The organism is Paraburkholderia sp. BR10937 (assembly GCF_040965695.1).
GTDB lineage: Bacteria > Pseudomonadota > Gammaproteobacteria > Burkholderiales > Burkholderiaceae > Paraburkholderia.
This window is the reverse complement of sequence record NZ_JBFRCL010000011.1, coordinates 82,819-95,452: the sequence shown is the minus strand read 5'-3', so window position 1 is coordinate 95,452 and position 12,634 is coordinate 82,819. Positions and strand designations below refer to the sequence as shown.

Annotated in this window: 10 protein-coding genes; 5 read left to right on the top strand and 5 right to left on the bottom strand. The window is 65.7% G+C overall.

Annotated features, from left to right (window positions below):
- Window positions 1–279 precede the first annotated feature (279 nt).
- Window positions 280–1,584 carry a glycosyltransferase gene (locus AB4Y44_RS11825; protein ID WP_368699625.1) on the top strand — a complete coding sequence of 435 codons (1,305 nt, stop codon included), beginning with the start codon at window positions 280–282 and terminating at the stop codon, window positions 1,582–1,584.
- Window positions 1,585–1,655: 71 nt separating this feature from the next.
- Here AB4Y44_RS11825 and AB4Y44_RS11820 read toward each other — a convergent pair whose 3' ends face one another.
- Window positions 1,656–2,819, bottom strand: a complete 1,164-nt coding sequence (locus AB4Y44_RS11820; RefSeq protein ID WP_368699624.1) for an acyltransferase family protein — start codon at window positions 2,817–2,819, stop codon at window positions 1,656–1,658.
- Window positions 2,820–3,132: 313 nt separating this feature from the next.
- Here AB4Y44_RS11820 and AB4Y44_RS11815 point away from each other — a divergent pair, with 313 nt between their 5' ends.
- The 3 genes from AB4Y44_RS11815 to AB4Y44_RS11805 all read left to right on the top strand — a co-directional run bounded on the left by AB4Y44_RS11815 (window position 3,133) and on the right by AB4Y44_RS11805 (window position 7,181).
- A complete protein-coding gene (locus tag AB4Y44_RS11815; RefSeq protein WP_368699623.1) occupies window positions 3,133–4,530 on the top strand; it encodes a hypothetical protein in 1,398 nt (465 codons plus the stop codon).
- A complete protein-coding gene (locus AB4Y44_RS11810; RefSeq protein ID WP_342919313.1) occupies window positions 4,527–5,756 on the top strand; it encodes a glycosyltransferase in 1,230 nt (409 codons plus the stop codon). The genes AB4Y44_RS11815 and AB4Y44_RS11810 overlap by 4 nt, the downstream gene beginning before the upstream one ends.
- Before the next feature lie 285 nt (window positions 5,757–6,041).
- Window positions 6,042–7,181 (top strand): polysaccharide biosynthesis/export family protein, encoded by a 1,140-nt coding sequence (locus AB4Y44_RS11805; RefSeq protein WP_368699622.1) that lies wholly within the window; start codon window positions 6,042–6,044, stop codon window positions 7,179–7,181.
- A gap of 90 nt (window positions 7,182–7,271) precedes the next feature.
- Here the strand turns inward: AB4Y44_RS11805 and AB4Y44_RS11800 are convergent, their stop codons facing one another.
- Entirely contained in the window at window positions 7,272–7,973 is a 702-nt protein-coding gene (locus AB4Y44_RS11800; RefSeq protein ID WP_368699621.1) for a putative colanic acid biosynthesis acetyltransferase, read from the bottom strand.
- Between the two features lie 226 nt (window positions 7,974–8,199).
- On the opposite strand from AB4Y44_RS11800, the gene AB4Y44_RS11795 reads away from it, so the two are divergent.
- Window positions 8,200–8,859, top strand: coding sequence for a hypothetical protein (locus AB4Y44_RS11795; RefSeq protein WP_368699620.1), 660 nt, complete (start codon window positions 8,200–8,202; stop codon window positions 8,857–8,859).
- Between the two features lie 58 nt (window positions 8,860–8,917).
- On the opposite strand, the gene AB4Y44_RS11790 is transcribed toward AB4Y44_RS11795, so the two are convergent.
- The 3 genes from AB4Y44_RS11790 to gmd form a co-directional block, all read right to left on the bottom strand.
- Window positions 8,918–10,312 carry a glycosyltransferase WbuB gene (locus AB4Y44_RS11790; RefSeq protein ID WP_368699619.1) on the bottom strand — a complete coding sequence of 465 codons (1,395 nt, stop codon included), beginning with the start codon at window positions 10,310–10,312 and terminating at the stop codon, window positions 8,918–8,920.
- A 179-nt stretch (window positions 10,313–10,491) separates the two neighbouring features.
- Window positions 10,492–11,451, bottom strand: coding sequence for a GDP-L-fucose synthase family protein (locus tag AB4Y44_RS11785; RefSeq protein WP_368699618.1), 960 nt, complete (start codon window positions 11,449–11,451; stop codon window positions 10,492–10,494).
- Between the two features lie 6 nt (window positions 11,452–11,457).
- Window positions 11,458–12,576, bottom strand: a complete 1,119-nt coding sequence (gmd, locus tag AB4Y44_RS11780) for a GDP-mannose 4,6-dehydratase (protein WP_069267834.1) — start codon at window positions 12,574–12,576, stop codon at window positions 11,458–11,460.
- Between the last annotated feature and the right edge of the window lie 58 nt (window positions 12,577–12,634).

Sequence of the window (12,634 nt, the reverse complement as noted above, 5' to 3'; positions counted from 1 at the left end):
GGGAACGCGTTTTCGTCACCCGTTCTGGACCTTACCGCGCAGCGGCATCCACGACGCGCCATCTACCAGGTGGAATCAGACGGGCACGCAGCGCGGGGCGATTGCCCGTATAGCGGGCTTACGTAGGACTTCCACGCGGCGCCGATTCGCGAATTTTCAAGTGATCGGCATATCCCCAGGCTTTTTCGGCCACCCTGCCCCGCAATCTGGCGCATGCCGCTTGCGCACCACTGCTATTTTGTTCGTAATAATGCTCATCGGGCCTCCCGCATGGAAAACGTGTCGATCGCCAGATATCGCAATGCCGCTCCTAACAGCCAGGACTCCGCCGCCCTGTGCGACGTCGAGGCCGACACACTCGTGACGTCCGAGCCTCCCGGCGCGCGCGCATCGGTCAGCGGCGACTGGATCGCCATCATCGAGCCGAACTTCACGGGCCATCGCTGGCGCTACGTCGAGTGGATCGCGCAGGCGTGCGTGGAAGCCGGGCACCGCTGCCTCGTCATCACCGATACCGGGTACGCGGACCATCCGCTCGCGCAGCGCATCGTGCGCGATGCGCGGCCCGATCTGCACCTGGTGCTGCTCGACCTGCACACCGTTCCGCCCGGCCCGCATTTCGTCGCAAGCGTGTACATGCGCTTTCGCAACTTCTATGCGCGCGCGTTGCGTGAGGTGAGCAAAACGATGCACGTGCGGCTCGTCATCGCGCCCTACGCCGACTACTTCTTCTACACGCTCGCGGGGTTCGACTCGCCATTCGGCGAGACGCCGTGGATCGCGATCGTCATGGGTATGACGTTTCATCAGGCGCGCATCGGCTTGCGCACGCCGCGACGGCGCTTCGTCGATCTGGCCAAGTCGGCGCTGTTTCGCCGCGCCATGCGCTCGCGCGGGCTGCGCGAACTCTTCACGATCGACCCGACGCTGCCCGAGTGGTTCGCGACCACGAAGCCCCGGCGCGCAGCACCGCTCAGCTATATCGCCGACCCGTTTCCGGAAATCGAAGGCATGGACCCCGTGTTCGCGCGCGGGCAACTGAAGCTCGACGCGCATACGCACTATCTGCTCGTGTACGGCGCGATCGGCGAACGCAAGGGCATTCGCGAACTGATGCTCGCGCTCGAGCACAGGCCCGACGCGCCGTGCCTCGTGATCGCGGGCCAGCAGGACGATGAAACGCGCGCGTTCATCGATGCCCACGCGCCGAAACTCGCAAGCGCGCCGGTGATCTTCAACCAGTTCATCTCCGACGAGATGGAGCGCGAACTCTTTTCCGCCTGCGACGCCGTGTGGCTCGGCTACAAACAGCACTACGGCATGAGCGGCGTGCTCGTGCAGGCGTACCGCTTCGGCAAGCCCGTGGTGGCCAGCGCCGATGGGCTGATCGGCTGGTATTGCCGCGACGGCGCGCTTGGCCCCCTGCTCGACGACCTCGAGCCCGCCACGATCGCGCATGCGCTCGATGTGCTCGCCGAGCGTTGGCGCGCGGGCGCGAACGCCGTTCAGCCCACGGGCGAACACCTCCTTTCGTGCAACACGCTCGAACAGTTCAAGCGCACGCTGCAGGCCGCGATGGCATGAGCGCTCGCAAAAACGTCATTCAATATTGAGCAAACCGAATCAGATCCTGTCACACAGGTTCACGCATAGAATCACGCAACGCCTTCGACCTTGTTGTCGGCGGCGGCCGTGTTGGGTCGCTCGGCAGGAACGGCTCCGCGCATGTCTGGGAACATCGCGTCGCGCAGGCGCAGGAACGGGAACTCGACGGCGCGCGTGGTGAGATAGCCCAGCACCGAAGCGATGAAAAACTGCGCGACGATCACGACGGGCCAGGCGGCGAGCGGCGGCACACCGAGTGCGCTTGCCTTATGGATCAGATAGTCGCCGGGCGCGAGCGCGAGCGAATGCCAGAGGTAGATCCCGTACGAATACACGCCCAGCCAGGCGAGCCCGCGATACACCCACGTCGTGCGCAATCTGCCCGAGTGTTCGAGCACGAGCATGATGAGCGCGCAAAAGCCGAGGGCCTGGATCGTGTAGCCAACGCTCTCGTCCAGCGCGGCGTCCGGCGTCGCGAAGATGAGCCAGGCGAGGAGCAGCCCCACCACGCCGAGCAGCCAGCGCTTCTTCGCGACGAGCATGCTCCAGAGTTCGGGCTTCATCCAGTAGACGGTCGCGAGGATGACGCCGATGAGCAGGCTGTCCATGCGGTACTGCGTGTAGTTGAACGCCCCGACGAGGTCGCCGTGCGATACCGCGATGCAACGCGCGCTCAGGACGACCACGCAGAGGCTGGCCATCACGGCGATCAGCGCATTCGCGCGCAGCCGGAAATGCGCGAGCAGGATCAGCAGAGCGGGCAGGAACAGATAGAAGTGCTCTTCGACAGCGAGGCTCCACGTTTGCGCGATGGCGGTGCCGAAGTAATTCTGCATGTGCGTGAGGTTCTGCCAGAGGAACGTATCGGGGCGATGGCGGCCGGCAAGCAGGTGAAAGAAAATCAGTGCGTAGTACGCGGGCCAGATCTTGAAGATCCGCCGCACGATGAAGCGGCGCGCGCCGATGCGGCCTGTTTGCGAATATTGGCGCAACAACAGCCCGCCCACCAGGAAGCCGCTTAGTGTGAAGAATAGATTCACGCCTTCGTGGCCGAAGCTTTTCAGCGGGTACTCGAGCACGCTCACCCAGGGATGGCCCGTGCGCACCGTGTGGAAGTGATAGCCCATCACGACGAAGATCGCGATGCCACGCACGAAGTCGAGCTCGACGGAACGCCCTTTCGTCGACAGTCGCACTCCGTGTAGCAGCTTCATGACCTTTCCCTCGCTACGTCCATGCCGGATTCTTACGCAAGGCAGACGATGAAAAACTTACTCCTGCCGACCCCATCATGGACACAGGCGCCGTGCAGCGTGCGCCAAGTTCCCTCCCTTGTCGGCCAGGTGTGTGGGCGAAACCACACGTCGAATCAGAATTTTTTTCCTGCCGCCACAACCCTGCCGCTTCCCGCCACGCGCATGCGCAAGCCGCTTGCGGCGTTTTATATTGAGTCGAGCCAACGCGTGCGGCGCGCATGTAATTTGCGCACCGTATGCGACCCTATGCACCGCACCGGGAGAAACGCCGATGCGAAACAAACATGCTGCACTCTGGCTCTGGGTGTGCCTCGTGCCTCTCGCTTTCGACTATAAGGCACCGGACTCCCAGTTCGGCCACAGCGCGCAATGGCTGGCCGTGATTCCGGCCCTGGCAGGCGCGCTCATTCTCGCGATGATCGGCCCGCGCTTTGCGCGCCGGACGCGGCTGCGCTCGTTCGTGACGGGCGCGATCGTGGCGAGCCTCGTCGGCAGTCTCATTGCGCAAATGCTGCAGCACAATCCGGTCGGCCAGTACCTGCGCGTGATGCTGCCATTCCTGCTGTTCGCGCTCGGTTACTGGGCCATGTGCCGCCCGTGGCACATCATTCGCGTCCTGCAGATGCAGCGCGCGCTCTATTACGCGATGGTGCTGGGCCTCGTGTTCACATTCTTTTTCGGCTTGCTGGCCGTCGGCGGGCCGCTCGCCGACATTCGTTTTCGCATCGTCTCGCCGACCATGCTCGCGCTGCAGGCCATGCTGTTGCACCAGTTCATCGTCGCCCGGCGCTTCAACATGACGATGGTACTCGTGTTCCTCGCCACGCTCGTGGTCGAATTGCTGAGCGTCACGCGTAGCCTGCTGATTGCGACCATCCTGCTCGCCATGTTTGCGGCGTGGCTCGCCTCGCCGTCGCTCAGCCATCTGATCAAATCGTTTTTCCGCACGGGCATCGCGCTTTCGTTCGTGGTCGCGCTGGGCGTGGGAACGGCCTGGCTTTTCCCGTCCATCACCGAACACTGGACGCAGCGCGTGACGGCCGCGCAGAACGCGGAGTCCGACCGCGATCCGACCACGGTCACGCGTATTGCGGAGATGCGCGACCAGTACGACCAGGTCACCGAATCGGTGGAATCGGTGCTGTTCGGCAAGGGTTATGGCCACCTCTACCGCTACTCGCCCATTTACTTCCAGTATGTGAACCAGACCTTCAGCAAGGACGATTACTTCAACACCAGCGACTGGGTGGCGGGCCACAACTTCTGGGTCTACCAGCTCTACGCCGAAGGGATTGTGTTCGGAGGCTGCATGCCGGTTGCGGTGATCGTCGCGCTCATCGTCGCGGGCCGCGCATTCAGACGCTGGCGCCGCATCGCGCCGCGTCACCCGATGCTCATGCCGCTCAGCATGGCGCTGCTCGTGCTCGCCGCGCTGCCGGGCGCGTCGATCGGCGGCAATCCGCTCGGTACGCGTTTCTCGGGCCTCGTGTACGGCCTCGCGCTCGGGCTGATCGTCGCGCTGTATTCGCAGCTTCATTACCGCATCGACCTGCAACGCAAGCGCCAGCGCCTGCACCCGTCCTACGGGCGCGAGCCCGCCTTCCGACCCACGGCGCCCGCGGCGGCGCCGGTGCCGCTCAACACGTATGCGACTCCGGAGCCCCGATGAAAATCCTGCACCTCGTTTCCACGGTCGACCCCCGTTCGGGCGGCCCGATTGAGGGCGTTCGCCAGAGCGGCCTCGCGATGACGGCGCTCGATCACCAGATCGAAGTGGCGTCGCTCGACCCGATCGACGCGCCTTACGTGCGCGAATTTCCGCTCCCGCTGCACGCACTGGGGCCGGGCCGCGGGCACTACGGATACTGCCCCGGCTACGTGTCGTGGCTGCGCGCGAACGCGACGCGCTTCGACGCGGCGATCGTGCACGGGCTCTGGCAATACCACGGCTTCGGCGCGTGGCGCGCGCTGCGCCACGCCCAGCTCCCGTATTACGTGTATACACACGGCATGCTCGATCCGTGGTTCAAGGCCACCTATCCGCTCAAGCATCTGAAGAAGTGGGCGTACTGGCCATGGGCCGATTTCCGCGTGCTGCGCGACGCCTCCGCCGTGATCTTCACGACCGACGAAGAACGCCTGCTTGCGCGCGAATCGTTCTGGCTGTACCGCGCCAATGAGCGCGTCGTGCCGTTTGGCACCAATGCGCCCAACGAGGACCCGGATACATTGCGCGAAGCCTTCCTGCAGGAGTCGCCGCATTTGCGCAACAAGCGCATCGTGCTGTTTCTCGGCCGTCTGCACCCGAAAAAAGGTTGCGACGTGCTGGTTCACGCGTTCGCCGAGCATGCGCGCGAAACGCCGGATGCGCATCTGCTGGTTGCGGGGCCCGACAAGGGCAACTGGCAACCCGCGCTGCAGGCGATCGCGCAGTCGCACGGCATTGCGCACCGCATCAGCTGGCCGGGCATGCTGCAGGGCAACCTGAAGTGGGGCGCGTTTTTTGCTAGCGACGTGTTCGTGCTGCCGTCGCACCAGGAGAACTTCGGCGTTTCCGTGGCGGAGGCGCTGGCGTGCGGGCTGCCTGCACTGGTCTCGGACAAGGTGGGCGTCTGGCGCGAGATCGACGAGGACGGCGCGGGGTTCGTTGCGCCCGACACGGTCGCCGGCACGCAGCGCAACTTCGCCTCATGGCGGGCACTCGACGAGCGCGCGCGCGACGCGATGCGTGTTCAGGCGCGGCGCACGTTCGACGCGCGCTTCGCGATGGACGGCATGGTGCGCTCGCTGCTCGGCTTGTTGCAGGAACATCCTTTGTACGCTGGCGCGCGATTTCGCCGAGGGCGCCCGATGAGCGCGATGGCGCCGGGCGAGCCCGCGGAGCAGGCTGAATAAGCGAAAAAAGGCGGCATCAGATTCAGATGGCGGAAATGGTAGGGATTGGCAGGGGTGACGAAGCAACGCAGCTGAAGCGTCATAACGAGTCGAACGATGAGCCCGCGTTGCACTTTCGTGGCGATGTGCGAATCCTGTTAGTAAGGGGGCGACACTATGTTAAACAGCAGACCTGATTGTTCGGGCGGCGAAGCCGTCGACGTAACCGCGACGCAGCCTGTGAATCAGCCTGCGCGCAGTTTGCGCAGATTATCGGCGGGCCGCACACGGGCGGCCCTCGCGGCGATGGCGATCATGGTGACGACTGCGGCCCTGCTTGCGGGCTGTGGGCTCTCGCCAGGGATGCAGGCGCCGTCGAGCGTCACCCAGGCGAAGGCCGCGACCGGCGCCGCGCGCACGAGCGGCAACGGGGATCAACCGCCGCCAGGCGCGCTCATCGAGATCAACAACGAGCTGGTCGCGAAGGAAGCCGCATCGAGACCGACGACTGTCCCGGCGAACGTCGAGACGCTGTTCGGCACGCCCAAGCCCTACACGCTCGGGCCCGGCGACGTGCTCAGCATCGTCGTGTGGGACCACCCCGAGATGAACCTGCCGACGAACGGCGGCGGCGGTGGCAACGGGCAGCAGGACCAGAGCGCGAGCCAGGTACAGTCGGGCTATACCGTCGACTCGTCGGGCGCGATCCAGGTGGCGTACGTGGGTCCGATCCACGTGGCGGGGCTCACCGAGATGCAAGCCCGCGACCTCGTGTCGAAGAAGCTCGCCTACTACCTGAACAAGCCGCAGGTCACGCTGCGCATCGAGTCGTACCGCAGCCGGCGCGTGTACGTGGACGGCGAAGTGCGCACGCCCGGGCTCATGGTGCTCAACGACATGACGATGTCGCTGCCCGAGGCGATCAACCGCGCGGGCGGCTTCACGGCGAACGGCGACCGCTCGCGGGTTAGCGTCACGCGCGGCGACAAGACGACCTTGGTGAACATTCCCGACATGATCAAGAAGGGCGTGAACCCGGACAAGATCCTGCTGCAGAACGGCGACCTCGTGCGCGTGTATTCGGCGAACGAAAGCCGCGTGTTCGTGCTGGGCGAAGTCGGACACCCTGGGCCTTTGCCGTTCGATAACGGCCATCTCTCGCTGAACGACGCGCTTGGCAACGCAGGCGGCGTCAGCCAGGGTTCGGGCGACGCCTCGCAAGTCTACGTGGTGCGTGGGCAGAAGGAGGGACACCGTCAGGTCTTCCACCTTGACGCGTCGTCGCCGGAAGCCATGGCCACGGCCGACGAGTTCGAGTTGCAGCCGAACGACGTCGTGTTCGTCGATGCGTCGGCGCTCGTGAAGTGGAGCCGCGTCATCAACCTGATCCTGCCGAGTACGCAGGCGGCCGCGGCGGGCCGGGCGGTGGGTTACGGCGGGTACTAGCCGGTGGGGTTCGCATGAGCATGAGCAGGCCTGCGGGCCTGCTCATGTGTTGAATGACCCTGCCTGAAACGAGCCGGCCTCGCGCCGCCCTTATGCCTTGGGCGGCTGGCCTTCCTCGAAACGCCAGCGGATAAAGCGGCACGGATTGCCGCCATACACGCCGCCGGCTTCCAGCGAGCGATGCACGACCGAGAGCGGCGTGACGACTGCCGAGCGCCCGATCGTCACGCCCATCTGTACCACGCATTTCGACGAGACCCACGCGCCGTCCTCGATCACGATCGGCGCGACGTGCAGGTCCATGTTCGTGCGCATGTCGTGCGAGCCGGCGCTGAGAAACGCCCCCTGCGACAGGCAGACGTTCGAGCCGATGCGGATGGGCGCCTGGTTGTAGATCCAGACGTCCACGCCGATCCAGCAGTTGTCGCCCATTTCCAGATTCCACGGCGCCTTCACGCGCATGGGATGGACGAGGCGGCAGCCCTGCCCGACCTTCGCGCCGAACAGGCGCAGCAGGCCCACGCGCAGCGCGGAGAGCGGCAGCAGACGATTGTCGAGCACGCAGGCCTCGACCAGATACCACGCGGCCTGCACGAGCTTGCCCCGGCGCGCGACGAAGTTGCCTTTTCCAGCACGACTCAAATCGATCACGCGGATTTCCGCAGCGCGTGCGTCGTTTGCGGCGTGTGGCGGCACGACGCCTGCGGGCGGCGCTTCGCGCGCTCCCTCCCTGCGCCCAGCCGCGCCGACGCTCCCTTTGCGGGTCCCTAAACCTTCGACCGCTTCCGTCATGAACGCTCCTTGCCCATCCGGGTCGGTTCCTGTTGGCTTCCTGCGGTTGCGAGCCTGGCGGCCCGCATAACGGGACGCATCAAGCCACGATGTCATTATCGGGCGGCCACCGCATCGCCTCGCACGCGTGGCCGACACGGCAGGGGTTTTGGCGCAGCGGCGCGACGCGCGGTAGGCAACATGAAGGCTTGACGCCGCATCGTTCGCGGCGCGCGGGATCAATGCCATGTCCAGTTTTTCTCATCATCGATTTGCGCCTTATGTACTCGCCGCCGCGCTGCAGGCCGCGTGTGCCGCGTGGCCGTGCGCGGTGTTTGCGCAGAATGGCCCGTACGGCGCCGGCGCCGGTGGCTCCCCCGCTGCCGCGAGTGACCAAGGTAGCCAGGGCAGCCAGGGCGACACGCATACCAGCGCCGTGCAGCGCCAGCAACAAGACGAACAGCGCCTGCTCGGCGGTCCGGGCAGTTCGGACAACCCGTACAGCGTGACCCCGTACAGCAGCAACGGCGCGTCGCCAGACGACGCGCGAGACGCGCTCACGAACGAAAAGCACATGCATGTCGTGACGCCGGGGGATTACGCCGCGAGCGCGGCGAGCGCCAACGGCGGCAGGGGTGACAGAAGCAGCGCTTCGAGCGCAGGCGGCAGGGGCGCCGCGAACCATAGCAGGATCGGCGCGAACGGCATGTCGCGCGCCGGCAATGCGGTGGCGAGGAGCACCGGCGGGGGCGGGAGCGGCGGTGCGAAGGGAAGCCGCTCGACGGCCGCCTATGACTACGGCGCCAGCCAAACCTCGCCAACTGCACAGGTCTACGGCAATCCGTATGGCAGCCCGTACGGGTCGCCGGACCAGCCAAACTCAGAACTCTACAAGTCGCCCTGGTAAGCTGCGCTAGCGGTCCGGGACAGCCCAAGGCCACGATCGCGGCCCTGGGCGCTGGCGCTCATACATCGGACTGCTCGACCTCCGGCAACGTCGATCCGCCTTTGCCCGCCTGACGCGCAGATTGATTCTGACCCGCGGATTGACCCCCACCTTGCTGCGCCGAAGCAGCGCCACTTGCCGCGGTTTGCGGCTCGACCTGCGTCTGGCCCGCCGGCCCGGCAACCTCACCCGCTAGCCCGGCAAGCCTCGCTTCGAGCACGTCGAAGATCGCCCGCGGTGACAGCATGCGCTTCGCGTAGCGCCGCGCGGCACGGCCAAGCGCGGCGCGGCGCGCGGGGTCGCCGGCCAGATCGACGATCGCCGCAGCGAGCGCGGCGTCATCCTCGGGCGGCACCACGATTCCGTGGTCCGAGACCACGTCGAAGAGACTCGTGCCGGGCCGCGCCATGGCGACCACCGCACGCCCGCTCGCGAGCATGCCCGTGAGCTTCGAGGGCATCACGAGGTCGGCGGCGTCGGCGCGCTGCGGTAGCACGTGAATATCGGCCACGTTCAGCAGCTCGTTGAGCATCGAAGATGGCTGCAGCGGCAGCACGTGACAGTTCGAGAGCGGCTCGCAACGCGCCATCAGCTCGCGCCTGGCCGCGCCGTCGCCGCAGAACACGAAGCTGATATCGGGCCGTGCGGCGAGCGCCGTTGCGACATCCGCGAGAATCTCGATGCCCTGCTTCGCTCCCATGTTCCCCGAGTAGAGCACGACAGTGTTGTCCTGCGGGATGCCGAGGCGCCGCCGGAACGCGCTCGGATACGGCAGCGGGAAGATCGCCTCGGTGTCGACCCAGTTCGGCAGGCACACGGCGCGGGAGGCATCGACGCCCTTGTCGATGACGCGCTCGACCATGCGCGCCGAAATCGACGAGACGACGTCGAAGCGCCGCAGCAGCCAGCGTTCGCCGGCGAGGGCCGCGCGCCCGAGACGCGACCCCTGGCCGCCGCGCAACAGCCCAAGGTCGAATGCCGCATCGATTTCGAAGTCCTGAATATGCAGCCAGCTGCGCGCGCCAACGGCCCGCGCGAGCAGGAGCGCGCCGGGCGCGCAGAACAGCGTCGGCACGATCAGCATGACGGCCTCAGGCCGCCACGCCGCGAGCCGCGCGAGAAGCGGCAGCGACGAGAGCGCGAAGCTCGCCAGATGCACGATACGTTTGAGCCCGCCCTGCTGGGTCGGCACCCACAGCGGCGCACGCCAGACACCCACGCCGCGCAACGTTTCGCGTTGGTAGCGCCCCGCGCGATAGCCATCATGCACGCGCCATTGCGGGTAATAAGGCGGCGCGCAGATCACGCGCATCTCGTGGCCGTGCGCCGCGAGCAGCTCCGCCATTTCAGCTGTGTATTTGCCGACGCCTGTGACTTCGGGCGCGTAATTCAGTCCGTAAATCAGGATTCTCATTGCGTCGCTTCCGTCCCTGAACTGCTGTGTGCCGCCTTTAATCGTCTCGCGCGCCGAGCGAAAAAAAGCGGGCGTCGTGCATCCGGTCCGCGCACGACGCCCACCACCAACCAGACGCCTCTTCCCTTTCGTCCTTTTGAGCCGATCGTTTCGAACGCCATCGGTCCCGTCAGGCCACGTCAAACCCGCATGCCCGCCTCGTACGCCGGCGCGGCCTGGGTTTGCAGAAAATCGTCGTAGGTGCGGGCGAGCCCCTCCTGGAGGCCGATGTGCGCGTGCCAGCCCAGATCGCCCAGGCGCGACACGTCGAGCAGCTTGCGCGGCGTGCCGTCGGGCTTGGTCGAATCGAATACCAGTTCGCCTTCGAAGCCCACCACGTCGCACACGCGCTGCGCGAGGTCGCGGATCGACAGGTCCTCGCCGACGCCAACGTTGTACACGCCATCGCCGGTCTCGTGCTCGAGCACGAAGATCGTCGCATCGGCAAGATCGTCGACGTGCAGGAACTCGCGGCGCGGCCTGCCCGAACCCCAGACGGTCAGCGTGCGCTGGCCTTTGCTGCGCGCCTCGTGCGCCTTGCGGATCAGCGCGGGCAGCACATGGCTGCTGCCGAGGTCGTAGTTGTCGTTGGGGCCGTACAGGTTGGTCGGCATGAGCGAGACGAAATGCGTGCCGTACTGTCGGTTGTACGCTTCGCAGAGCTTCAGGCCCGCGATCTTCGCGATCGCGTAGGCCTCGTTGGTCGGCTCGAGCGGCGAGGTGAGCAGATAGGTTTCGCGGATCGGCTGCGGGCATTCACGCGGATAAATGCACGACGAGCCGAAGAACACGAGGCGCTGCACGCCCGCGTTGTACGAGGCCCGGATCACGTTGGTCTCGATCGCCAGGTTGTCCCAGGCGAACTGTGCGGGCTGCGTCGAATTCGCGAGGATGCCGCCCACGCGCGCGGCCGCGAGCAGCACCGCGTCGATGTGCTCGCCGCCGAAGAAGGCGTCGACCGCGGCCTGATCGGTGAGGTCGAGCTCCGCGTGGGGACGCGTGACGAGGTTATGGTAGCCGTGCGCCTGCAACGCGCGCACGAGCGCTGAGCCCACCATGCCGCGGTGGCCGGCAACGAAGATTCGGGAGGTCTTGTCCATGGCATCTCACTCGTGATGTTCGAGAGCCTTGAAGCCGGCCAGCGTGACGAGCGCGTCGCGCCGGGCGGCCTGATAGTCGGCTCGCACCATTTCCTTGACGAGCGCCTGAAACGAGGTGGCCGGCTTCCAGCCCAGCTTCTCCTGCGCCTTGGAGGCGTCGCCGAGCAGCGTCTCGACCTCGGCCGGGCGGAAGTAGCGCGGGTCGACACGCAGGATCACCTGACCGGCTTCGAGCCGCATCTCGCGCGAGTCCACGTGGTCGACGATGCCGACCTCATCGACACCGCTGCCTTCGAAACGCACCGTAATGCCCAGCTCCGCCGCCGCCGCGCGCACGAAGTCGCGCACGCTGTACTGCACACCGGTTGCGATCACGAAGTCCTCGGGCTGCTCCTGCTGGAGCATGCGCCATTGCATGTCGACGTAATCGCGCGCATGGCCCCAGTCGCGCATGGCCGAGAGGTTGCCGAGATACAACTCCTTCTGCAACCCGACCGCGATGCGGGCAATCGCACGCGTGATCTTGCGCGTGACGAAGGTCTCGCCGCGCTGCGGCGACTCGTGGTTGAAGAGAATGCCATTGCACGCGTAGATGCCGTAGGCCTCGCGGTAGTTCACCGTGGTCCAGTACGCGAACAGTTTCGCGACCGCATACGGGCTGCGCGGGTAGAACGGCGTGGTTTCGCGTTGCGGCACTTCCTGCACGAGCCCGTACAGTTCCGACGTCGAAGCCTGGTAGAAGCGCGTTTTCTTCGCGAGGCCGAGAATGCGGATCGCTTCCAGAATGCGCAGCGTGCCGAGGCCGTCCGCGTTCGCGGTGTACTCGGGCTCGTCGAACGACACGGCCACGTGGCTCTGCGCGGCGAGGTTGTAGACTTCGTCGGGCGAAATCTCCTGGACCACGCGCAACAGCGCCGTGGTGTCGGTCATTTCGCCGTGATGCAGGTGGATGCCGGGCTCCGAGTCGTGTGCATCGCGATACAGGTGATCGATGCGGTCCGTGTTAAAGAGCGATGAGCGGCGCTTGATGCCGTGCACCTCATAGCCTTTGTTCAAAAGCAGTTCTGCCAGATACGAACCGTCCTGACCGGTGATGCCGGTAATCAAAGCAACTTTACGAGCCATTGCCATCGTTCTCTCCTCGCGTGCGCGAAATGGGATTCGGTGGTTTTCATCATCGACG

Coding starts and splice junctions, on each gene's coding strand:
- AB4Y44_RS11790 (WP_368699619.1), bottom strand. CDS start 10,312: ATGAGAATCCTGATTTACGGACTGAATTACGCGCCCGAAGTCACAGGC.
- AB4Y44_RS11795 (WP_368699620.1), top strand. CDS start 8,200: ATGTCCAGTTTTTCTCATCATCGATTTGCGCCTTATGTACTCGCCGCC.
- AB4Y44_RS11820 (WP_368699624.1), bottom strand. CDS start 2,819: ATGAAGCTGCTACACGGAGTGCGACTGTCGACGAAAGGGCGTTCCGTC.
- AB4Y44_RS11810 (WP_342919313.1), top strand. CDS start 4,527: ATGAAAATCCTGCACCTCGTTTCCACGGTCGACCCCCGTTCGGGCGGC.
- AB4Y44_RS11805 (WP_368699622.1), top strand. CDS start 6,042: ATGGCGATCATGGTGACGACTGCGGCCCTGCTTGCGGGCTGTGGGCTC.
- AB4Y44_RS11800 (WP_368699621.1), bottom strand. CDS start 7,973: ATGACGGAAGCGGTCGAAGGTTTAGGGACCCGCAAAGGGAGCGTCGGC.
- gmd (WP_069267834.1), bottom strand. CDS start 12,576: ATGGCTCGTAAAGTTGCTTTGATTACCGGCATCACCGGTCAGGACGGT.
- AB4Y44_RS11815 (WP_368699623.1), top strand. CDS start 3,133: ATGCGAAACAAACATGCTGCACTCTGGCTCTGGGTGTGCCTCGTGCCT.
- AB4Y44_RS11785 (WP_368699618.1), bottom strand. CDS start 11,451: ATGGACAAGACCTCCCGAATCTTCGTTGCCGGCCACCGCGGCATGGTG.